Origin of the sequence: Robertmurraya kyonggiensis (assembly GCF_005116465.1) — a bacterium.
GTDB classification, from domain to species: domain Bacteria; phylum Bacillota; class Bacilli; order Bacillales; family Cytobacillaceae; genus Robertmurraya; species Robertmurraya kyonggiensis.
Map to the genome: position 1 here is coordinate 58,498 of NZ_SWBM01000007.1, position 22,036 is coordinate 80,533.

Consider the following 22,036-nt stretch of genomic DNA (forward strand, 5'->3'; position numbering starts at 1 on the left):
ATATGACAAAAGTATGTCTAACTACAATTTTTTATAAAAAAGGACTGTCTTTTTCACCTTATTGTTAAAATCCTAAGGCCGATTTTAACGTAGAAATAGCTAATTTGTGCCTATTAATTAGATTTGCAGGCTCTTTTCTACTTGGCTTTATAGCTTTCGTTACAATCTTTATTTTAAACGTTACAAAGTTTGAGAAAAGAGCTTTAAAAAAACGCTTTGTCCGTAGACAAAGCGCTCACTAAAATTTATAGATTCTCGCTTCATAAGGTCCTAATTCCAACGTGTCCACGTCGCTATGGTCGGTCACTTCAAGATTTGCTAATAGCAAGTTCTCTCTTCGGTAAGTAACACCCTTTACCTTGCCCACCACAACAGCCTCTTCCGTTAAATTGCTCAGAACAATAATCTTCTCCGCACCATACGTACGTGTATATGCATAAAGAGACGGATGATTTTTTAACACCAAATCATAAGTTCCATATACAAGCGTCTCATGATTTTTTCGCAAACGAATCATATTCTTATAATAGCTAAGGATTGATTTCGGATCCTTTTGTTGCTGCTCTACATTAATTTCTTTGTAGTTCGGATTGATTCCTAACCACGCTTCACCTGTAGTAAATCCAGCGTTTTCTTCAGCAGACCATTGCATCGGTGTGCGGGAATTATCACGGCTCGTTGCCCAAATCACTTCCATAATCTCATCATGAGACTTTCCTTGAGCTAATAAATCAACGTATAACCCTTTCGTCGAAACATCATTATAATCCTCAAGCGTTGGAAACTTCACATTGGTCATGCCGATTTCCTGCCCTTGGTAAATAAACGGTGTTCCTTGCATGAAAAAGTACATGGTTGCTAAGGTAGTCGCACTTTCGCGCCAATACGGACCATCATTTCCCCAAGTCGATACACTACGTGCCTTATCATGATTTTCGATAAACAACGCGTTCCAACCACTTTTTTCTAGTGTTTTTTGCCAGCGAGTCAATACTTTTTTCAGCTTTAGAATGTCGAGTTGTTTCGTTTCAGAATCCCATAAGCCTAGATGCTCAAATTGAAAAATCATATTGAATTTGCCCTGTTTTTCATCAACCCACTCGTGAATTCCATCGGTCCCTACACCATTTGCTTCAGCAACCGTCATAATATCATATTTCGCAAAGGTTTCATTTTTCAATTCTTCTAAGAATGGAAGAATCCCAGGAACATTCATATACTTTTTCCAGGCTGGCTCAAAAATTTCACCCTTTTTCTTACGCATATTGGTAAAAGTTTGATCCTTTTTTATATGGCTAATGGCATCCACGCGGAATCCATCGACACCTTTGTCGAGCCACCAGTTTACCATTTGATAAAGAGCATCTCTTACTTCTTTATTCTCCCAGTTGAGATCTGGTTGTTTTTTCGAAAAAATGTGAAGGTAGTATTGGCCCGTCTTTACATCTAACTGCCAAGCAGATCCTCCGAAAATACTTCCCCAATTATTTGGTTCTTGGCCGTTTTTCCCATCTCGCCAAATATACCAATCTCTTTTTTCACTCTCTTTTTCAGAGCGCGATTCAATAAACCATTGATGCTCATCACTTGTATGATTAATGACCAAATCAATAATCAGCTTCATCCCGCGATTGTGAACCTCTTGTAAAAGTTCATCAAAGTCTGCCATCGTTCCGAAGTCTTCCATAATGTCTTGATAATCACTAATATCATAGCCATTATCATCATTCGGAGACTTGTACATCGGACAAATCCAAATAACATCAATTCCAAGATCTTGAATATAATCTAATTTCGAAAGCAGCCCTCTTAAATCCCCAATTCCATCACCATTTGAATCCTGAAAACTGCGGGGATAGACCTGATAAGCAACAGCCTCTTTCCACCATATTTTCTGCATATTTTCCCTCTTTTTCTATCTGGTGTTCATCTCCAGATGTCTTATTTTTCTGCATGATTCCCATTTTATGAGAGGCGTTGGCACAAAATGATACTTCCGCTACCACTGTATTTCTAATTAAAAGTTCGTAGCTTCTATAGACTGAAGTTAAAGATGTTTTTACATATTCCGATAATTTTTTGAAGAATCCGCATCGGAAAACACCTCTAAACAAGCTTTGAAATAATCACTGCAGGGCTTCCGTTTGAATCCATGAATGAAACTTCTCGAAAAAAATTGAAATACTACACTATGTGGCCGACAACTTTTTAAAAGCCAGTGAGCCCCTCTTACCTCTATTCTAATTTTTCTTTATCATTTATGCAAGCGTTTGCACTAATCTTTTCTTATACAAAAAAGGCACCCCCGTTATTTTGGAAGCGCCTCAACAAAATTATAAATCTAATTCTCCTAACCTTTCATTTGCACGGCTTCTTGTTAGGTTTTGTGATTGCCATGTATCGCCTTTTAAATACTCTCTATCCATTTTGCGTTGTTGTAGTTTTGACTCTAATCCAGGAATATTAGGATGTTTCTCATAAAGTTCAATTAGAGCTAGTGTTCCGGTAGTGGATAGACTTTCAAAATAGTAAATATCGATTTTCCCCGTCTCCTCGTAGCGGGCGATATTTTTATCAGCGACAACCTTATTGAGATTGACCATATTGATGCCCGCATAATAAATCAGGGTGGCAATGAAATAGAAATGGAACAATGAAAGCTTCTCGAGCCAGATCTTTACGAGCGTATAAGCAAGAATAACCATAAGAAATATCATGAAAGAAACGACGAGAACCCGGGTAAATGTATATCCGTACGCCTCTTCATACAAATTCATTCTCATAAAAGCTGATACAAGAAGAACACCACTAGCCAAAACGAGAATCGAAAGAGCAAACTTGATTACGTTTTTCAAAGCACCGACTAGATTCTTCGTAAACGTAATGACAATGGTTGTGACAGTCAAATTGATGAGCGTAACAAACAGCAATTCAAAAAATCCACGACGAGCATATTCTGCATACGTATAACCATCCGCCAATGCTCCATTAAAGAAATATTTGAACTGAACTACAATAAATAACAAGTACACCAAATTAAGCAGAACTAGGACCGTTAGTGTGATAATTCCATCTAAGGTTACTGTAGATACTTCCCTTGGATGGATTTGAATTTTTCGTTGTAAAAGTACTTGTAAATAACCAAAGAATCCAAAAGTACAGAACAAGATAATGATAAAACGAATCACATATTCAGGACTAAGATTAATCAACTCAGGCAACATCCCGATTAGTCTTTCAAATTGAGCATCAGCTGAGATTAAAAGCTGCAAAACAACAAATAAAACGGGAATGGAAATCGCAATTCCAATTAAAATCTTTTTCCATGCCTCATGTTGAGCTGATTTATTACTGTTGGAGAAAAGCTTAGTAGCATGACTCGCGAATTTCGCATTAAAAACGATACTGTCAATTAGACGCTTCAGCATATAACCGATGAAAAATAGACGATTCCACTCGATATTTTTTGGCGCTGTAATGAGGGCCAGGTGGAATATTACGAGAGCAGGAATCACAAGAATATTTAGTGCGTAAAAAGGCATGACATCGTATAAATAATACCCAGCAGACAACAGCCAGATTACAATCAACACAAAGTAGCCTAGCCTTTGATGTGAGAAAGAAAAGGCTCTAAATCGCCAAAATACCAACATGTAAAATGCAACGATGAAGACAAAGAAAGAGAGACCTATTTGACCCCTAAAAAACGATTCTTCTGCCACAATCCCAACAATTAAACACAACAATAAGAAAATCCAATCTAGCTTTCCAATTTTTATTTCCATGATGAATCCTCCATTTATTTCGTAATTCTATATACATAGAATTACTATGTATCAGGTCAAAAAAAAGCTTAGATCGAAGCTTTTTTCCCCCATTTATAACTAATAAGACATACTGGGTATAAAATTATCGTGAACAGGATGCACAGCATGATAAAGGTTTCCGTTAATAATGGACGGAACCACTCATGCGGAATGATCTTGAACACGGTTAAAATCATTAAAGATAAATTCGGTATTAACGCTAATAAAAACGTATTTCGCAATAACCTTTTCCCTTTATGGCCGAAACCCTTGCCGATTTCATAGCCGAGCAATGCCCAAAAAAACATATAAATAAGAGCAATTAAAATCGGAACGGATGTTAGCTGATTCCACAGACTCGTAAGCCAGCTCCAATCTAGTAGATTATGAGCTAAAGTTAGAGCCCCACCACCACCGAAAAAAAGAATATTTACAGCAATAAATAGCCATTTCATATTGCTCGGTGTGACAGATAACTCTTCCTTCCACATAGCTGAGATTTCTTCAGGTGCGCCAAACCGCGAATAGACTTGTTCGCGTACATCTGATTCCTCTATTTGTCCATAAAAGCTGATGAGAAGTTCATCCAGATGAGCATCATATTCCATTAAAATCGATTCTTTTTCTGGATGATTACCAAGATGACTTGCAAGTTCATTTAGAAATTCATTCTTCAGCAGTTCCATGTTTTTTTCTCCCCATCACCTTGTTCATTACTGAAACAAAGTCGTTCCATTCACGGGTTTTCTCTAGCAGCATTTCTTTTCCTGCGTCTGTGATGCGATAATATTTTCTAGCTGGACCCTTCTCTTGTTCCTGCCAATAGCATTCAATGTATTCTTGCTTTTCAAGCTTATGCAGGGCTGGATACAAGGTCCCTTCTTTAAAGGAAAACTCATTGCTGCTTCGCTTTTCCAACTCTTTTACAAGCTCGTAGCCGTACATATCCCGCTCTTCAAGCAACTGGAGTAACAAAAGGGCTGTGCTGCCTTTTACCAATTCACGATTAAACATTTTCTCACCTACCTAGAATTTTTAGGTATATAGAAATCCTACACCGTTACAAAGTAAATGTAAAGTGTAGAAAAAAATTTTTTATGTATTTCCTCAAAAGTTTAGAGGTGTCTACAGTATTCTGTTGATTTCCGCTCCAGGCGGACGCATTCCGCGGGCGGGGCCGAGCTGCTTCCCTCTCTCGCTCAGTCCAGGGTCTCGACTGTCGACAGTGTAACCATTTAACAGAAAAAATTCCGTTTATTTTGAATAATTAATGGATATTAGGTGACATAGGCGGAGATTTTCCGCTAATTGACCTAAAAAGCCTTAAAATCATGAAAAATGTATAGCTTAACCGGAAAAATCCCGCTTATTTATAGGAAAATAGATGAAATTCTTAATATAACCGTAACTTTTCCGCCTATTTTTCAATGTAAAAAGTCAAACTCCATCTTTAATATAGCTTTTATTTTAAAAGTAATAAGGTCTTAGAAAAGAGCCTTTGGTAAAAATATCTATTCAAGGCAACAATCCAATTATTTTATTCGTTTTCTGCTTCCCATTTAGCAACTTCTTCACGAACACGCGGTGCTACTTCCGTTCCTAAGAGCTCGATTGCTTTCATGACATCTTCATGCGGCATCGTTCCAACTGGAAGGTGAAGCATAAAACGCGTGATGCCGACATTCTTGCGAAGGTGGATGATTTTTTGCGCTACTGTTTCTGGATCCCCTACATACAAAGCTCCCTCAAAGCTTCTCGCTGCATCAAAGGCAGCGCGATCGTAATGCCCCCAACCTCGCTCACGTCCAAGAACATTCATTACTTGCTGAGTTGGTGGGAAGAATTTTTCGCAGGCCGTATCAGTATCCTCTGCAATAAATCCATGAGAATGAGAAGCAACAGGTAGCTTGGACACATCATGGCCTGCCTGAGCTGCCGCCCGCTTATATAGCTGGACAAGGGCCGCAAATTGTAACGGTCTTCCGCCAATAATCGCTAAGACTAGAGGTAAACCCAACTGACCTGCACGCACCACTGACTGAGGAGTACCACCGCTTCCAATCCACACTGGTAAAGGATCCTGAACCGGACGTGGATACACTCCTAAATTATTTATTGCCGGACGATGGTTTCCACGCCATGTGACTTTTTCAGATTCTCTTATTTTTAAAAGTAAGTCTAGCTTCTCATCAAATAATTCATTGTAATCATCTAAGTCGTAGCCGAAGAGAGGAAAAGACTCGATAAAAGAACCTCGTCCTGCCATAATTTCTGCCCGTCCATTCGAAATGCCATCAAGCATCGCAAAATCTTGGAATACGCGTACTGGATCATCAGAAGAAAGAACGGATACAGCACTCGTTAGTCTGATTTTTTTCGTTTGAGGTGCCGCAGCAGCAAGTAAAATGGCTGGAGATGATGCCGCAAAATCTTCGCGGTGGTGCTCTCCCACCCCAAAGACGTCCAGTCCGACCTGATCAGCAAGAATGATTTCCTCTACTACTTCCCGTAGGCGTTGTGCATGGCTTATGACCTCACCAGTTTTGACATCTGGCGTTGTTTCTACAAATGTACTAATTCCTATTTCCACTATGTAATGCCTCCTATACTTTTTATCTTCATTTTGAGACTTTTTTACTTGAATCGCAAGAAATTAGTCGAAAGAAGACTTCGGCTTAAAAATTAGGTAATATTTGGTACAATATAGTTGGTGGTGATAGTAAATGGAACCGAAATGGCTTGAATGGGCAAAACAACTACAATCCATTGCCCAAGCAGGATTAACTTACTCGAAAGATATTTACGACATAGAAAGATTTGAACAAATAAGAGACATGAGCATCGATATTCTTTCGAAGTATACAGAAATGGATCAAACGATTATTAAGGATCTATTTGCGAATGAAACAGGCTATGCAACTCCAAAAGTAGATGTTAGAGCAGTTGTATTTAGAGAAAATAAGATGTTGATGGTCAAAGAAAATATGGATAACGCTTGGGCTTTGCCGGGCGGTTGGGGTGACATCGGACTTACTCCAGGTGAAGTTGTGGTGAAAGAAGTAAAGGAAGAAGCCGGTTTTGATGTGAAAGCCACTAAACTATTGGGTATCCTTGATAAAAAGTGTCACCCGCACCCGCCTTCACCCTATCATGTGTATAAAATATTTATCCAATGCGAAATTGTTGGTGGACAAGCAGAAGAGGGAATGGAAACAAGCGCAGTCGGGTTCTTTTCTGAAAATGATCTACCTCCGCTATCCATCGCTCGAAATACCGAATCCCAAATTAAATGGGCGTTTAAGTATTTGCATAATCCAGAGGAACCTGTTCGATTTGATTGAAGGCATTTGACAAAACTCGAATACTTTTAGCCCTAAAAATTGCGACAAGCATATTCCTTGATAAAAAACATGCGGTTCATGTTAAAATATGTTAATAACTTACAAATGGTTTTTTGATATAGTTTTACATGACTACGTGTGATTAAGAGGGGATATTATGGAAAATACAGGTCTAGTATTAGAAGGCGGTGGCAGTAGAGGCGTTTATACTGGAGGCGTCCTTCGCTATCTAATGGAAGAGGAAATTTACTTTCCTTATATAGTAGGTGTATCTGCTGGTGCATGTAATGGTACCTCCTACGTTTCTCGTCAAATTGACCGCAATAAAATCGTAACGATTGATTATGCAAATCATCCTGAGTTTTTGTCACTCCGGAACTTAATTAAAAAGGGACAGCTTTTTGGTATGGACTTTTTGTTCGATACTTTACCAAATGATTTGGTTCCCTTCGATTTTGACACTTATTATAAAGCAAAAGAAGAGTTTGTCGTTGGCGTAACCGATTGTCTATCTGGAGAACCTGTATTTTATAAAAAGGATGCTTACACTAATAAAGAAGTGCTAACTTTGCTTCGTGCATCGAGTTCTTTGCCATTAGTTGCGCCTGTAGTCCATTTTGATAATCGCATCCTTATGGACGGCGGTATCTCGGATCCGATCCCAATCAAGCAATCTGTCACAGATGGGAATCCAAAAAACGTTGTTATTTTAACGCAAACTAGAGGATATGTGAAAAAGCCTCAATCGATGGGCTGGTATCTTCGAAAAAAATACAGTCAGTACCCTGGCTTATTGAAAGCTATTGAAAATCGTCATAATGTGTATAACGAAACGCTTCAATATATTTTTGACGAAGAGAAAAAAGGAAATATTTTTGTAGTCGCCCCAACTGACAAATTAGAAGTGGGACGTTACGAAAGAAATATAGGGAAACTAGATGCTTTATTTCAAAAGGGTATCGAGGATATTAAAAAAATTGCAGAACCCTTAAAAGAATTTTTGTCATAGAATGACGAAACCGCTTGGAATTGATTTTCCAAGCGGTTTCTTGTTATATCGGTCTCTCAATCGAAAAAACCTCACCAATTTTTGCATAATTAGACCCAGCCAAGCGGCTTACAGCAGCAAGTCCTCTTGGGTCAATTCTTCCTTTTTCATAGAGTTCCTCACTTACGTGGAATCGAACAATCTTCCCGATAATGAGATCATTAGTATTCCCCAATTCCAATGAATGTTCTAACGTACATTCCATGCGGATTTTCGCTTCTTTTATCCCTGGAACAGAAATCTTTTCACTATCAATCGGCGTCAAACCTGCTAAGGCAACCTCACTTTGATCAGGCGCAAAACTTGCAGCTGTTTGATTAATTAGCGCTACATTGTCTTCATCAACGATATGAATGACAAATTCTTTTAATTCTAGGATGTTTCTTGACGTGTCTTTACGTTGCCCATCTCTACGACCGATGGAAATAGAAATCATCGGCGGATCTGAAGACACGATATTGAAATAGCTAAATGGTGCACCATTTAAAACGTCGTATTTAGATATTGATGTCACGAAGGCAATCGGTCTCGGAATGATACTCCCAATCAATAATTTATAGTTTTCTCTTTCAGTATTGCTAGTCGGATCAATGGATATCAAAGGATCACCCCCTTAATCAAGTTCTCTAACTTCAAACGGAATAACAGTCTGCTCAATTTGCTCACGATGCGGTTCATATTGCTCCGGTAACATGAAATACTGTCCCATTGTTTCATAAGATTCATCATGGGCAAAGCCTGGAGGATCAGTGGCAATTTCAAATAGAATTTCGCCATGCTCTCTAAAGTATATTGCGTTAAAATAGTTTCTATCTTGAACTGGAGTTACGCCATAACCAAAGCTTTCAACATATTTCTTCCAATCTAATTGGTCAGCATCATCGTTGGCTCTCCAAGCAATATGATGGACTGTTCCTACTCCCATACGGCCACGTCCAACTGAAGTTGCTTTTAAGTCTACTACATTTCCAATTTCTGCAGAAGAACGGAAACGAATCATATCTCCTTCTTGGCCAACACGTTCAAGGCCTAAGATATTTTCTAAAAGTTCAGCTGTTTTTTCAGGCTGTGCAGATAATAATGTTGCTCCACCAAATCCTTTAATCGCTACCTCTGGTGTTACGCCACCAAAAGTCCAGGTGTTAAGCTCGCCTTCTTCGCGCTCAACCATTTCCAAATGAAGTCCATGTGGATCATCGAATTGAATGTATTGCTCACCAAAGCGTTCAACTTTTGTAAATGGAACCTCAAACTTTTCTAATCGTTTTTCCCAAAACTCTAGTGCTCCTACCGGCACAGCATAAGATGTGATTCCAACCTGCCCATCGCCAATTTTTCCTTGATAAGCATTTGCCCATGGGAAGAATGTAATGATCGTACCTGGCTTTCCACCGTCATTTCCAAAATAGAAATGGTACGTACCTGGATCGTCAAAATTCACGGTTTGCTTCACTAAACGTAATCCTAAGACACCTGCATAAAAATCAACATTTTCTTGAGGATGACCCACAATCGCTGTAATGTGATGAATTCCTGTAGTTTGTTTGCTCATGATGTTCTCTCCTTTTTCTTTAGTTTTTCCACAAGATGAATTATCATTTATCTCGAATTCGAGATAAATATTTAAAAAAATATAAACTTAATTAAAATATCTTGAATCTGAGATAATTTTAGAATGGATTTTGCTCAATGTCAATGGAAAAAGGACGCTTTTATAGCGCCCTTTAAAAAGTTCTTATTTTACTAAGCTTTTTAGAATATCATCAATGATTTGTCCGTTTGCAATTGCGCCGGTATATAACCAGCTTGTATCTGGAGAAAACTCATAGACATTGCCAGCTTTTACAGCAGGAACACTTTCCCAAAGCTTGTTGCTTAATGGGCTTGAATCAGAAGCCGTATCGCTGTTGATTAAGAAAAGATGTTCTGCATCTAATTCTGCTAATTTTTCTAAAGAAATTTCACTCCAGTTTCCTGTTGCGCTAGCAGAGATTTCTTTTACTACATCTGGAACCTTTAATCCGAGATCGCCGTACATAACCGCTCCACTTGAAAGAGTTTCGCTTACCATAAAGAATTTTCCACCAACTAACCAAACGGCTGCAACTGAAGGCGTACCGACTTTCTCTTCAATTGTGGCTTTTGCTTCTTTTGCTTTTGCATCGTAATCGGCAAGAACCTGCTTCGCTTTGTCTTCTTTCCCTAGCACTTGTCCAACACGCACAAGCTCGTCTCTCCAGTCATTGTTCACTTCAGTTCCAATAACATAGGTTGGAGCAATTTGATTGTACTGCTCGTACTTTCCACCTTCAACCATGCTAGCAGAATCCATAATAATTAAATCCGGAGTCATTTCTTGAACGGCTTCAAATGGAAGATCGTAAGGAATTGTAGGAATTCCTTCAAGGTCACCTTGTAAATAACCTTGGATGCTTTGTCCATCATTTACGCTCCATTGCGCGACAGGCTTAACACCAAGAGCGACTAAATTGTCTTCTAAATAACTCGCAAGCACACGTTCAGGATTCGCAGGAATCGTCACTTCATTTCCCATTGCATCGGTTACCGTTCTAGTTGTTGCCTCTTCTTCATTAGTTCCTTTTGTTTCATCAGGTGTATTCTCTTCCTTATTTCCGCAAGCGGCTAAAAATAACGCTAATAGACCAATAATAACAATATGTAACATTTTTTTCGTATTCATTCTTGATCCCCCTTAAGGATGTGATAAAATTAGATTAAATTCATTTTATTGATAATGATTATCACTATCGATTAAAATACATAATTCTATAAATGTCAATGAACATTTTTCGAAAATTATTATTACTTTAGAGGGACGTTCTATTATGAATTTGAAAAAACACGAAAATAATAGAGTACTCAGCTTAACGATTCTTGTAATTGGTATTTTTGTATTATTTCTGTCCGTGGTCATATCCATTCGTTTTGGCGCAGCCAATTTAACCTACCATGATGTGATAAAAGCCATATTTGAATACGATCAAGAAAATTCAGCACATGTGATCGTACGTGAATTAAGATTACCTAGAGCCATCGCCGCCATCTGTGTTGGAGCCGCTTTAGCGATCTCAGGTGCCATTATGCAGGGAATGACCCGAAATCCCCTTGCTTCTCCATCGATCATGGGTGTGACTTCTGGAGCATCATTCACTATTGCTATTGCACTTGCATTGGTCCCAGGCATTTCTTATTTAGGCATGATGACTTTTTCCTTTATCGGAGCAGGATTTGGCGCGATATTAGTGTTCGGGATTTCTTCTTTTTCTAAAGGAGGGATTACCCCAGTTAAATTAGCGTTGGCAGGATCCGCCATTACTTCTTTACTTAGTTCTTTATCAACCGCAATCGGACTTAAATTCGATATTGCAAAGGACATTAGTTTTTGGTTTTCAGGTGGCGTCTCAAGTGTACAGCCACAGCATGTTTATTTTGCCTTACCCTTTATTTTAATTGGACTTATATTAGCTATCCTTTTATCTCGTTCCATCTCTATCTTAAGTTTGGGTGAAGATGTAGCAAAAGGACTTGGGCAAAATATCGGATTAGTTAAGTTTATGGGAACAATTGTCGTGCTGCTATTAACAGGAGCTGCCGTATCAATCGCTGGCATGATTGGGTTTGTTGGACTCGTCATCCCGCATATCACAAGATTTTTAGTCGGAACCGATTATCGCTGGATTATTCCTTATTCTGCTGTTTTAGGTGGAATTTTATTAATTGTCGCTGACATCATTGGACGTATGGTTAATGCTCCATTTGAAACACCGGTTGGTGCGATTACAGCTATTATCGGTGTTCCCTTTTTCCTCTACTTAGCTCGAAAGGAAGGTAGGGGGTTATGATGAAAAAAGACAAGCGTTTTAAACCATTGCTCATCACGATAATCATTTTGACTCTTTTAATGATTGTCGTTAGTATCAACGCAGGTCAAATCAAAATTCCTTTTAGTACTGTATTTGAAACCTTGATTGGAAACGGAACTCCCCAAAATGAGCTAACCATTTTTCAATTTCGACTCCCTCGGATTCTGTTGGCGATTCTTGTTGGAATAGGGATATCGATCTCGGGTGCTATTTTACAAGGTCTATCACAAAACCCATTGGCTGACCCAGGTATTTTAGGAATCAATTCAGGAGCTGGATTTACCGTTGTCCTTTATATGTTCTTCTTTCAAGGCACAACCTTTTTCACTGGGTGGCTAGCAACCTTTATCATGCCGCTCACAGCTTTATTAGGAGCATTTCTTGCAGCATTTTTGATCTATTCTTTATCCTGGAAAAAAGGTCAAGTGACCCCTGTAAGACTTCTGTTAGTAGGTATCGGGATCAACGCTGCATTCGGGGCGGGATTAATCATTTTCCAAATGAAAATGGAACCGATTGATTTTACGAAGGCTATTATTTGGTTATCAGGAACAATTTGGGGTACGAATTGGACATTTGTGTGGGCACTTCTCCCGTGGTTATTGATTCTTTTACCGATTGCTTTGTATAAATCAAAGGAACTGGATGTCTTAAGTTTAAGTGCACCAATCGCAATTGGTGTTGGTGTTCCAATCGAAAAAGAACGTCGCTGGCTGTTAGTTTTATCCGTTGCATTAGCTGGGGCTTGCGTCTCGGTCGGTGGAGGAATTACTTTCTTAGGATTAATCGCACCTCATATCGCACGGAGATTAGTTGGGGCTCGGCACGCTCGACTTTTACCATTAACCGCAGCATTAGGAGGGCTTCTTCTATTGTCGGCAGATACCCTAGGTCGTGTTATCATGGCACCAATGGAGTTACCCGTTGGGATTGTGGTATCTATCTTAGGTGCACCATATTTCATTTATTTATTGATGCGGAATGTTTAGAAGCAATTTTATACAACTTGAAAAGGGCAACCCGATATGGTTGCCCTCCTCTTTTACAATTCTGGTTCAAATGTTTTACAATCGGTCTCTTCGCTTTTGGAAGCTTCTTTCCCTTTGTGACTCACCACGTAAATCGCATCTGCGTGACATCTATTGCCTTGCCCCCAATAGGTACAGTTCGCTACTTCACAAAGTACATCCTGTGCCAAAGTATCTCACCTCCCTGTATTTTAGGATTTGCCGTAATGGTCGGTTCATACTGGGTAAGATTTGCCGTCAGAGCGAGATAACGTTGTATGAATAATCCACTGGTCTTATATGATGAACAAGGTCACCTTGATATTCTAATTGGAAATGTTCGATTTGTTGGAGGTCGTGCGGCGAAATTAAGGAAAGTGGCTTGTTGAACTGAACGACTCCACCTTGGTTTAGAGTCGTAGCGACAAATTCTGAACAAAAATAGGCACGCTCTCGTTTCAGTTGTTTGTTTAAAATAAATGCAAATAATCCTATAAAATTGTATCTGTACCTGTGCTTCTGAGATTCGATATCTTTGACGAAATCCTTCATAAGTTGATATTGACTCTCCGTAACCGTGAAGCTATATATTCTACACCTAGCATTTTTGAATAAACCTTCGTCTACGCTCTCATTAACAAAACCACCGATGAATGGGTTTCTCGGATCCTTTCGCCCAAAGCTATATACTTCTTTGAGTTCCTCGTCAAACGCGATAGAAGCGTGGTTATATGGCTTTTTCGTGTACAGCTTAATCATCCGTGTAAATAATGTCCCCGTATCAGTTAAAAGCACGTATACCTTTCTCTCTCCCATAATGATCCCCTCGTGTGTTTATTTACTCTCTCATCTTAAAGGAGATCGGACGGAGTCATAATGGACTAGAGAAATATTTTGGAGTCAGACTTGAGACGTATTTCCGACTTAGCCTCATCCTGTGCTTCGAGCCATTTGTCGGTCATCTTCGGCCCCTCCTTGACTCATCCTGTCGTACAAATTCAATTTATCGGTCAGCTCGTCCTCTCCTGCCCTTATCTTGGCGTACAAATCTGATTTGCCGGTCAACTCATCCTCTTCTAGCCTTATCTTGGCGTACAAATTCAATTTGTCGGTCAACTCATCCCCTTCCAGCCTTATCTTGGCGTACAAATCCGATTTGCCGGTCAACTCATCCTCTTCTAGCCTCATCTTGGCGTACAAATTCAATTTGTCGGTCAACTTCATCCCCTTCTACACATATCTTGGCGTGCATCCCCCCCCAAAACAACAAAAAACCGGAGGAATACAATTAGTATCCCTCCGGCCGAAACCAAACCTATAAATTAATCTTCTTCAATTTCCTTACGGTTTTTCTTGAACATCTTAGACAGTATTTCGTATACGATTGGCACAACAATTAACGTTAATAACGTAGAACTTGTTAAACCACCGATAACGGTAATAGCTAGACCCTTCGAGATTAAACCACCGCCTCCACCAGCTCCCATAGCTAATGGAATTAATGCACCAATTGTTGCAATTGCTGTCATTAAGATTGGACGAAGACGTGTTGCTCCTGCTTCAAGGATGGCTTCACGCATACTCATTCCATCGCGTTCCATATGGATAATGCGGTCTACTAAAACAATCGCATTCGTAACAACGATACCGATTAACATCAAGAGACCCATCATAACTGATACGGAAATCGTTTCTCCAGCCAGGTATAAGCCAGCAAACGAACCAATTACCGCAAACGGTAATGAGAACAGGATCGCAAATGGCGCTAAACCTTCACCAAATGTCACAACAAGAATGAAGTACACGATAGCGATTGCTGCAGCCATCGCTACACCTAGTTGTGTAAATGTCTCTGTCATATCTGCTTGAACCCCAGCAACACCGACAGTTACACCTTTTGGTAAATCTAACTTATCGATATCTTTTTCAACTTCTGCTGAAGTTTTAGAAATATCTTTATCCAAAATCGTACCAGACACCGTAGCATAGTATTCCCCTTTACTACGAGCTAGTGTATTCAACGTTGTACCTTCTTCAACAGTTACCAGCTCGGAAAGAGGCATTGTAGTCCCAAGAGCTGTTGGTACTTGAGTAGCTAAAATATCATCAATGGACTTCGGCTGCTCTGTTTGCTCTTTTTGAACAATGACTTCTAATTCATCACCATCTTTTTCAACTGTTGTTAAAATATCTTCTGTTTTCATTGGATTTAACATCATGACAATTTGACCTGCTGTTAAACCATATTGTAACAATTCATCTTGATCCACTTTGAAGGTGTACTCTACGTATGCTTCTTCTGCACTTGAAGAAACATCCTCTAAGCCATCATTTTTCTTCATGACATCTTCAACTTGTTTTACAGCGTCATTTAGTTTGTCTAAATCTTCACTGTAGAACGTATAGCTTACCTCATTAGTCGCCATCGACATTGAGGTGAAGTTCTGGCTCTTCCATTCTCCGCTTTGTCCGATATTGAAGACATACTCTTCAATTTCATCACGAACCTCTGAGAAGTTCTCCATGTCTGGGTCAAAGATAAGGTACATTAACGCACCGCCGGCTCCTCCACCCATCATGGCTGTCATCGGATCAGCACTATCATTATCGGTTATAGATACCTGAACAATGTCAATATCTTTACGATCAAGCATTTTCTCTTCTACTTTTTCAACATTCGCTAATGTATCCTCCATTAGCTCACCAGCTTCTGGTGTGTACGTTAAATACATTACCTTCTCTTCTTCACTACCCATGAAGCTAAAGCCGATTAGTGGTGTTAATGCCAAGCTTCCCGCTAATAATACGATAGCGATTATAGAAGTAATGATTTTATGGTTAAGGGCCTTTGCAAGAACGCCTTTGTACCAATTCGCTAATTTTCCTACCTCTTTATGATTGCTTTCCGCTTTTTCACCATATAACTTCTTTCTAAATAAGAAGTGAGAAAGTGCTGGTACAATCGTAATCGCTACTAATAGTGAAGCTCCGAGTGCAAATGTCATCGTTAAAGCAAACGGCATGAATAGTTCTCCAACCATTCCGCCTACAAAAATAAGTGGTGCGAATACGGCAACTGTTACTAATGTTGACGATAAAATTGGTTTGAACATTTCAATCGTTGCTTCACGAATCAAGCCACGACCTGTGAATTTTTCTCCTTTTAAGTGGAGACGGCGATAAATGTTTTCCACGACGACAATCGAGTCATCGATTACACGACCAATGGCAACTGTAATTGCACCAAGGGTCATAATATTAAGCGTAATATCTAACCAGTTTAGAATCATTAATGCCATAAAGATTGAAACTGGAATCGACACGATTGAAATAATCGTTGATTTAAAATCACGTAGGAAGAGAAGGATGATTAGAACCGCGATTAAACCACCGAATACGGCTTTTTCAACCATCGTTGTAACCGATTGTTTAATTGGTTCACCTTGGTCTAGTGAAACATCAACAACAAGACCATCGATTCTTTCTTGCTCATCTTCCATTAAATCCTTCACAGCATCTACAACGTCAACTGTGTTAGCTTGTTGCCCTTTAACAATTTGGATCGCAATCGCATTTTCACCATTCGTACGTGAAACGGATTGTTCACGACCAACTACTTCAATTTTTGCAATGTCTCCTAATTTTACGAATGGAGATGGCTGCGCTTGGGAAGGTGTGACCGGAATGAGCATTCCCTTTAACTCATCAGCTGTCATGAATTTACCATCAACAGAGACCGCTTGTTCTCCTTCTTCAAACTCATAAAGACCTAATGAAACAGCAAGGTCACTCGCCTGTATCATTTCTTTTACTTTATCTTCAGTTAAGCCAAGCTCCTTCATTTTAGCCTCATCATAAGTAAGCTCGACTTCTTCGATATGCTGACCAGTAATCGTTGCCGAAGCAACGCCATCGATTTTTTCAATTTTTGGAAGTAAAACATCTTCTACAGTTGAAGTTAATTCAACAATATCCTCTGTTTCACTACTTACACTAAGTGCCACAACTGGCATCATATTCATACTAAGCGCCGTAATAGTAGGCTCTTGTGCCCCTTCTGGCATCGTTACTGTATCTAACGCTGATTCTAATGCACGTTTCGCCTCATCCATATCAATGCCATATTCATATTCAACTTGAATATTGGCCATATTGGAATAAGAATTGGAGTAAACGGCTTTTACATCTTCTAGATTTTCGACTGCTTTTTCAATTGGCATCGATATTTCTTCCATAACTTTTTCAGGAGTGGCTCCTGGATATACACCCATAACCATTAAGTATGGGATCGAAATATCTGGCATAGTTTCCATTTTCATTCTAGTTCCGGAATATATCCCTGAAACTGTAATTATGATCGTTAGAAGCCATACTGCTAATTTATTTCTTACAACAAAATTAACTAACCCTTTCACTGTTACACCTACCCTTAATTGACTTTACAAACTCATTTTCTTATAATAATGACTAACTGGTCATTTGTCAATGAATTACTTAGGAGCGATATGAAGATATGGTAAAGAAATTATTAATTATGGAAAAAGCATTAGAACTCTTTGCAAATCAAGGTTTTGAGGCAACCTCCGTCCAGCAAATAACCGATTATTGCGGAATCTCAAAAGGAGCTTTTTATCTTTCCTTCAAATCAAAAGAAGAATTAATTATAGAGTTAATTGACTATTTTATGAAACAGTTCATTTCTGATGTTGACTACGTGGTCAAAAATAGTAAAAAAGAAGAGCTACTGTCGGAATTTTTCTATGCCACTTATCGCAATTTCCATGAACATTCCAACTTTGCCAAGGTACTTATTAAGGAACAAGCCCAATCCTTAAGTGAAGCGTTTCTTCTTAGAATGCGCAATTATGATCATATGTTGGACAAAACAATTTTAACAATGATCGAACACTTATATAGCGATGCGGTTGAACATACCAAGTATGATTTAGTTTATAGTATCAAAGGATTAGTAAACAATTATTCCGGATTAATCCTTTTCAATAACCTACCAGTAGATGTTGACTTGCTCGTTCGATCTTTGGTGGAAAAGGCCAATATTTTGGCTCAGCATGTAACCATTCCATTTGTTTCTACAGAAATTTCGACACTGTTATTACGGCCGACAGACGAAAAAGTTTCAAAAGAGCATCTAATCGAATTACTCGATCAAAAACTAAACGAATTTGATGAGTCAATCGAAAAAGAATCGTTGAGCTTACTCAAACAACAGCTCCTTGAACCTTCTTTCAGTTCAGCAATCGTAAAAGGACTATTAGAAAACATCCGAAATCATCCCCACTGTAAGTGGATTTCCTATTTGCTTCGAAATTATTTTGAATTATAAAGAGCCGTATCTTTCCATTTTGTCCTTGCCGATCTCATCTTACCTAGATTGCAGCATTCTCATAACGAACCTAAGCTTTATTTTTAGATCGGTCTTAAGACTTAGAAAAAGTCCTAGCTATTCTAAATAATATTGCCTGTGAGCGAAAGGAAAAATTTATGGTTGAAGCTAAACATATTCACATTGATGATGGAGTGAAACTTGAATATTCAGTCGTTGGGAATGGAATTCCTATTCTTGTTTTTCATGGTGGGCATTCGAATTGTAACGAGGAGTTTGGATACGAAAAACTAATTGCAGAGGGGTTTTCGGTCATTACTCCTTCCAGGGCGGGATACGGAGATACCTCTCCTATTATCGGGGGAAATTTAAATCTAGCATGTAAAGCTTATGTAAAATTATTGGACTATCTTAGTATTGAAAAAGTGGATGTGATCGCCATATCAGCTGGGGGTCCAAGTGGTATCTATTTTGCCTCACATTATCCTGAGCGTGTTAAAAGTCTTATTCTACAATCAGCAGTATCAAAAGAATGGCTTACTTCTGCAGACAACACGTATAAAGCAGCGCAAATTATGTTCAGGCCATCGGTAGAAAAATACACCTGGAGGCTAGTTGGTCTGATGAGTAACTTATTCCCTAGATTTATTTTCAAACAAATGGCACCGTCCTTTAGTAGGCTAAGTATTTCTCAAATTCTAACACAATTAAGCGATGATGATTATGACACTTTTCGTAAAATGAATAACCGTCAACGGTCTGGTAGTGGCTTCCTCATCGACCTTTCCCAAACAAGCTCGATTTCTGTTTCTGATTTACAAGCAATTAAATGTCCTACTCTAATCATTCACAGCGAACATGATAATGCCGTCCTGATTGAACACGCCTATCATGCTCATAAACATATTCCTAATTCCAAGCTTTCCATTCTTGATAGTTGGGGACATTTAATTTGGCTTGGAAAAGGTTTTGACGAATGGCATAAAGAAATGATTCAGTTCCTAAAATAACAATCACAACAATTAAAATCAGGTTATCCAAAAGGGCACCCGATTTTTTTTTACATCAAAAAACAAAAACAGACAATAGAAATCGTACTTGAATATTCGACTCTCTCATAATATCAAATTTTGGCAGAATACTTTGAGGGATCAAGCATTAAGATACCAGAGGACTATTCTTTCTCCTCTGACGGTTCCACCGTATTCCAGCCATATAGTTGATTAATCTCTTTTTCCAATTCATCTAAAAATTCATCAGATAGCAATGGTTCATTGTCTTTCAACATGTCGAATCCTCCTTATATGTAGACAAAATCGCAAAGGATTTTTTACTAACATCTCCTTTTTGTAAAGTTTTAATCTTGATGAAAATTTTTATTTACTTTTTAAAATCACAGGAGTATTATTATCACAGTTTCAAATTTCTAAATCGCTGAAACCGAAAGGTACGGGGGAACCATTTTTGTGGATTTCATAGTAAATCCAAGGGGTGAATCCTTTTAAAGGTAGGGCTACTCAATGGTCCGAATCCGACAGCTAACCTCGTAAGCGTTATATGAGAAGGAAGGTGGAACTTGTGAGACAAAAATTATAATGTCTACAAGTCTATTTCGTGATGACTTGTAGACATTTTTTATTTGACCAAAAAATGTTTCTACGCTTTAGGACATCTTTTTCGGGGTAAATTAAGTTTATAAAAATTTTGGTGGTGTAGTAAGTCATGATGTTTCCATTGAAGAGACTATTAATAGGAAGACCATTAAAGTCAACAGAACTCGGAGAACAAAAGCTTAACAAAACGAAAGCTTTAGCCATTCTTTCTTCCGATGCTTTATCTTCTGTTGCTTATGGTCCTGAACAAATATTGATTGTTCTCATTACAATAAGTGCGGCAGCTTTTTGGTACTCCATTCCAATTGCAATCGGAGTATTAATACTATTAACAGCACTTATTCTATCTTATCGACAAATTATTTTTGCGTATCCGCATGGTGGTGGAGCCTATGTGGTGTCAAAGAATAACCTAGGTGTGAATTCAGGGCTCATTGCAGGAGGGTCTTTACTCGTTGATTATATATTAACAGTGGCCGTTAGCGTATCAGCAGGAACGGATGCAATCACTTCCGCATTCCCGGCACTACATTCTCACAATGTCATGATTGCGATCATTTTTGTTATCTTCCTTACAATCTTGAACTTAAGAGGCGTAACAGAATCTGCTTCTATTTTAGCATATCCTGTTTATTTATTCGTGTTAGCACTCTTTATTTTGATTGGTGTTGGCTTGTGGAATATCGCCACTGGTACTGTTCCTCCAGAATTGCATACACCAATCGGAACTCCAGTTGCAGGCATTAGTTTATTTTTACTATTAAAAGCATTCGCATCAGGAAGCTCAGCCTTAACCGGGGTTGAGGCAATTTCTAATGCGATTCCAAACTTTAAAGATCCAGCTCCAAAAAATGCTGCAAAGACTCTTACATTTATGGGTGGATTACTAGCCATATTATTATCAGGTATTGTCTTTCTATCTTATTATTACGGTGTTGTGCCAAGTGTAGAAGTAACCGTAGTATCACAAATCGCCGAAGAAACGTTTGGCCGAAATTTTATGTATTTCTTCATTCAAGGTACAACGGCATTAATCTTAATTTTGGCTGCGAACACAGGCTATACGGCGTTCCCATTGTTGGCCGTAAACTTGGCAAAAGATAAGTTTATCCCAAGAATGTTTACCATTCGTGGAGACCGACTTGGATACTCCAACGGAATTATCTTTCTTGCGATTAGCTCCATTTTCCTGATTATCATTTTTAAAGGGCAAACCGAGCATCTTATTCCACTTTATGCAGTCGGGGTATTCATTCCGTTTACTTTGTCCCAAACTGGAATGGTCGTAAAATGGGTCCGCGAGAAACCTAAAGGCTGGGTTGGAAAGCTAATTATTAATGCATTGGGAGCTATTATTTGTCTAGTAGTTACCTTGATGTTCTTTATTACTAAGTTTACACAAGTTTGGTCCGTGTTAATTTTCGTACCAGTGATTATGTTCGTTTTTCAACGTATTAAAAATCATTATGAAGCAGTAGGGGACCAACTTCGAATTACAGAGGATAACCATGCTGTACCAATCGAAGGGAATGTCATCATAGTCCCAGTTGCAGGCATTACTCGAGTGGTCGAGAATTCCTTAAACTACGCAAAATCTCTTAATGCAAATCAGATTATTGCGGTATACATTTCTTTTGAAAGAGATGAAGAGAAAAAGTTCGAGGAAAAGTGGAATAAGTGGCAGCCTGACATTCGTCTTGTGACTTTGCATTCACAATACCGAAGTATTATCCAGCCACTTACGAAATTTGTTGATATTGTTCAACACAAGGCAAGTGAAGCAAATTATGGAGTAACCGTGGTTATTCCGCAATTTCTACCGAAGAAGGGCTGGCAGAACATCCTGCATAACCAATCAAGCTTACTCATTCGTGCGTTCTTGCTCTACCGAAGAGATGTTATGATTACAACGGTACCATTTCATTTGAAAAAATGACAATTTACTCCTCAAAATATTTTGAGGAGTTTTCTTGTATGAAGAAAACATGTACTA

At 38.7% G+C, this 22,036-nt stretch carries 20 protein-coding genes and 1 riboswitch; of the genes, 7 read left to right on the forward strand and 13 right to left on the reverse strand.

The window, feature by feature from the left end:
• Positions 1 to 238 precede the first annotated feature (238 nt).
• The 5 genes from FA727_RS20510 to FA727_RS20530 all read right to left on the reverse strand — a co-directional run bounded on the left by FA727_RS20510 (position 239) and on the right by FA727_RS20530 (position 6,396).
• Positions 239 to 1,900 carry a glycoside hydrolase family 13 protein gene (locus FA727_RS20510; RefSeq protein ID WP_136833362.1) on the reverse strand — a complete coding sequence of 554 codons (1,662 nt, stop codon included), beginning with the start codon at positions 1,898 to 1,900 and terminating at the stop codon, positions 239 to 241.
• A 433-nt stretch (positions 1,901 to 2,333) separates the two neighbouring features.
• Positions 2,334 to 3,785, reverse strand: a complete 1,452-nt coding sequence (locus FA727_RS20515; protein ID WP_136833363.1) for a DUF4153 domain-containing protein — start codon at positions 3,783 to 3,785, stop codon at positions 2,334 to 2,336.
• Between the two features lie 68 nt (positions 3,786 to 3,853).
• Positions 3,854 to 4,492, reverse strand: coding sequence for an HAAS signaling domain-containing protein (locus FA727_RS20520; RefSeq protein ID WP_136833364.1), 639 nt, complete (start codon positions 4,490 to 4,492; stop codon positions 3,854 to 3,856).
• Positions 4,473 to 4,820, reverse strand: a complete 348-nt coding sequence (locus FA727_RS20525) for a PadR family transcriptional regulator (RefSeq protein ID WP_136833365.1) — start codon at positions 4,818 to 4,820, stop codon at positions 4,473 to 4,475. The genes FA727_RS20520 and FA727_RS20525 overlap by 20 nt, the downstream gene beginning before the upstream one ends.
• A 523-nt stretch (positions 4,821 to 5,343) precedes the next feature.
• Positions 5,344 to 6,396, reverse strand: a complete 1,053-nt coding sequence (locus FA727_RS20530; protein WP_136833366.1) for an LLM class flavin-dependent oxidoreductase — start codon at positions 6,394 to 6,396, stop codon at positions 5,344 to 5,346.
• 133 nt (positions 6,397 to 6,529) lie between these two features.
• Between FA727_RS20530 and FA727_RS20535 the strand changes: the two genes are divergently transcribed.
• Entirely contained in the window at positions 6,530 to 7,147 is a 618-nt protein-coding gene (locus FA727_RS20535; protein WP_136833367.1) for an NUDIX hydrolase, read from the forward strand.
• Positions 7,148 to 7,301: 154 nt separating this feature from the next.
• The gene (locus FA727_RS20540; RefSeq protein WP_136833368.1) at positions 7,302 to 8,156 is read left to right on the forward strand and encodes a patatin-like phospholipase family protein; all 855 of its coding nucleotides are present in this window, start codon (positions 7,302 to 7,304) and stop codon (positions 8,154 to 8,156) included.
• Positions 8,157 to 8,199: 43 nt separating this feature from the next.
• On the opposite strand, the gene FA727_RS20545 is transcribed toward FA727_RS20540, so the two are convergent.
• The 3 genes from FA727_RS20545 to FA727_RS20555 form a co-directional block, all read right to left on the reverse strand.
• Positions 8,200 to 8,796 carry a flavin reductase family protein gene (locus tag FA727_RS20545; protein ID WP_136833369.1) on the reverse strand — a complete coding sequence of 199 codons (597 nt, stop codon included), beginning with the start codon at positions 8,794 to 8,796 and terminating at the stop codon, positions 8,200 to 8,202.
• A 12-nt stretch (positions 8,797 to 8,808) separates the two neighbouring features.
• Positions 8,809 to 9,747 (reverse strand): ring-cleaving dioxygenase, encoded by a 939-nt coding sequence (locus FA727_RS20550; protein ID WP_136833370.1) that lies wholly within the window; start codon positions 9,745 to 9,747, stop codon positions 8,809 to 8,811.
• Between the two features lie 183 nt (positions 9,748 to 9,930).
• Positions 9,931 to 10,896, reverse strand: coding sequence for an ABC transporter substrate-binding protein (locus tag FA727_RS20555; protein WP_136833371.1), 966 nt, complete (start codon positions 10,894 to 10,896; stop codon positions 9,931 to 9,933).
• A 145-nt stretch (positions 10,897 to 11,041) separates the two neighbouring features.
• On the opposite strand from FA727_RS20555, the gene FA727_RS20560 reads away from it, so the two are divergent.
• Both FA727_RS20560 and FA727_RS20565 read left to right on the forward strand, forming a co-directional pair.
• A complete protein-coding gene (locus tag FA727_RS20560) occupies positions 11,042 to 12,058 on the forward strand; it encodes a FecCD family ABC transporter permease (protein ID WP_136833372.1) in 1,017 nt (338 codons plus the stop codon).
• Positions 12,058 to 13,068 carry a FecCD family ABC transporter permease gene (locus tag FA727_RS20565; RefSeq protein WP_136833373.1) on the forward strand — a complete coding sequence of 337 codons (1,011 nt, stop codon included), beginning with the start codon at positions 12,058 to 12,060 and terminating at the stop codon, positions 13,066 to 13,068. Before FA727_RS20560 ends, FA727_RS20565 begins: the two co-directional genes overlap by 1 nt.
• A gap of 53 nt (positions 13,069 to 13,121) precedes the next feature.
• Here the strand turns inward: FA727_RS20565 and FA727_RS20570 are convergent, their stop codons facing one another.
• The 4 genes from FA727_RS20570 to FA727_RS20585 all read right to left on the reverse strand — a co-directional run bounded on the left by FA727_RS20570 (position 13,122) and on the right by FA727_RS20585 (position 17,501).
• Positions 13,122 to 13,277 (reverse strand): DUF1540 domain-containing protein, encoded by a 156-nt coding sequence (locus FA727_RS20570; RefSeq protein ID WP_126409975.1) that lies wholly within the window; start codon positions 13,275 to 13,277, stop codon positions 13,122 to 13,124.
• Positions 13,278 to 13,344: 67 nt separating this feature from the next.
• Positions 13,345 to 13,902 carry a hypothetical protein gene (locus FA727_RS20575; RefSeq protein WP_136833374.1) on the reverse strand — a complete coding sequence of 186 codons (558 nt, stop codon included), beginning with the start codon at positions 13,900 to 13,902 and terminating at the stop codon, positions 13,345 to 13,347.
• Positions 13,903 to 14,016: 114 nt separating this feature from the next.
• Positions 14,017 to 14,274, reverse strand: a complete 258-nt coding sequence (locus tag FA727_RS20580) for a hypothetical protein (RefSeq protein WP_158318938.1) — start codon at positions 14,272 to 14,274, stop codon at positions 14,017 to 14,019.
• 134 nt (positions 14,275 to 14,408) lie between these two features.
• Positions 14,409 to 17,501, reverse strand: a complete 3,093-nt coding sequence (locus FA727_RS20585; protein WP_136833376.1) for an efflux RND transporter permease subunit — start codon at positions 17,499 to 17,501, stop codon at positions 14,409 to 14,411.
• Between the two features lie 98 nt (positions 17,502 to 17,599).
• Between FA727_RS20585 and FA727_RS20590 the strand changes: the two genes are divergently transcribed.
• Both FA727_RS20590 and FA727_RS20595 read left to right on the forward strand, forming a co-directional pair.
• Positions 17,600 to 18,430: a TetR/AcrR family transcriptional regulator gene (locus tag FA727_RS20590; RefSeq protein ID WP_136833377.1), complete on the forward strand. Its 831-nt coding sequence runs from the start codon at positions 17,600 to 17,602 to the stop codon at positions 18,428 to 18,430.
• Positions 18,431 to 18,588: 158 nt separating this feature from the next.
• Entirely contained in the window at positions 18,589 to 19,440 is an 852-nt protein-coding gene (locus FA727_RS20595) for an alpha/beta fold hydrolase (RefSeq protein ID WP_136833378.1), read from the forward strand.
• 164 nt (positions 19,441 to 19,604) lie between these two features.
• Here FA727_RS20595 and FA727_RS20600 read toward each other — a convergent pair whose 3' ends face one another.
• Complete coding sequence (locus FA727_RS20600; RefSeq protein WP_136833379.1) at positions 19,605 to 19,718, reverse strand: hypothetical protein; 114 nt, start codon at positions 19,716 to 19,718, stop codon at positions 19,605 to 19,607.
• A gap of 134 nt (positions 19,719 to 19,852) precedes the next feature.
• A riboswitch (cyclic di-AMP (ydaO/yuaA leader) is annotated at positions 19,853 to 19,999 on the forward strand.
• Positions 20,000 to 20,152: 153 nt separating this feature from the next.
• Between FA727_RS20600 and FA727_RS20605 the strand changes: the two genes are divergently transcribed.
• Entirely contained in the window at positions 20,153 to 21,979 is a 1,827-nt protein-coding gene (locus FA727_RS20605; RefSeq protein WP_136833380.1) for an APC family permease, read from the forward strand.
• Positions 21,980 to 22,036: the final 57 nt, after the last annotated feature.

Bases quoted from the DNA above. Each gene is read 5' to 3' on its own strand.
- FA727_RS20510 (WP_136833362.1), bottom strand. From the start codon at position 1,900: ATGCAGAAAATATGGTGGAAAGAGGCTGTTGCTTATCAGGTCTATCCC.
- FA727_RS20515 (WP_136833363.1), bottom strand. From the start codon at position 3,785: ATGGAAATAAAAATTGGAAAGCTAGATTGGATTTTCTTATTGTTGTGT.
- FA727_RS20520 (WP_136833364.1), bottom strand. From the start codon at position 4,492: ATGGAACTGCTGAAGAATGAATTTCTAAATGAACTTGCAAGTCATCTT.
- FA727_RS20525 (WP_136833365.1), bottom strand. From the start codon at position 4,820: ATGTTTAATCGTGAATTGGTAAAAGGCAGCACAGCCCTTTTGTTACTC.
- FA727_RS20535 (WP_136833367.1), top strand. From the start codon at position 6,530: ATGGAACCGAAATGGCTTGAATGGGCAAAACAACTACAATCCATTGCC.
- FA727_RS20550 (WP_136833370.1), bottom strand. From the start codon at position 9,747: ATGAGCAAACAAACTACAGGAATTCATCACATTACAGCGATTGTGGGT.
- FA727_RS20555 (WP_136833371.1), bottom strand. From the start codon at position 10,896: ATGAATACGAAAAAAATGTTACATATTGTTATTATTGGTCTATTAGCG.
- FA727_RS20560 (WP_136833372.1), top strand. From the start codon at position 11,042: ATGAATTTGAAAAAACACGAAAATAATAGAGTACTCAGCTTAACGATT.
- FA727_RS20565 (WP_136833373.1), top strand. From the start codon at position 12,058: ATGAAAAAAGACAAGCGTTTTAAACCATTGCTCATCACGATAATCATT.
- FA727_RS20575 (WP_136833374.1), bottom strand. From the start codon at position 13,902: ATGGGAGAGAGAAAGGTATACGTGCTTTTAACTGATACGGGGACATTA.
- FA727_RS20580 (WP_158318938.1), bottom strand. From the start codon at position 14,274: ATGAGGCTAGAAGAGGATGAGTTGACCGGCAAATCGGATTTGTACGCC.
- FA727_RS20590 (WP_136833377.1), top strand. From the start codon at position 17,600: ATGGTAAAGAAATTATTAATTATGGAAAAAGCATTAGAACTCTTTGCA.
- FA727_RS20595 (WP_136833378.1), top strand. From the start codon at position 18,589: ATGGTTGAAGCTAAACATATTCACATTGATGATGGAGTGAAACTTGAA.
- FA727_RS20600 (WP_136833379.1), bottom strand. From the start codon at position 19,718: ATGTTGAAAGACAATGAACCATTGCTATCTGATGAATTTTTAGATGAA.
- FA727_RS20605 (WP_136833380.1), top strand. From the start codon at position 20,153: ATGATGTTTCCATTGAAGAGACTATTAATAGGAAGACCATTAAAGTCA.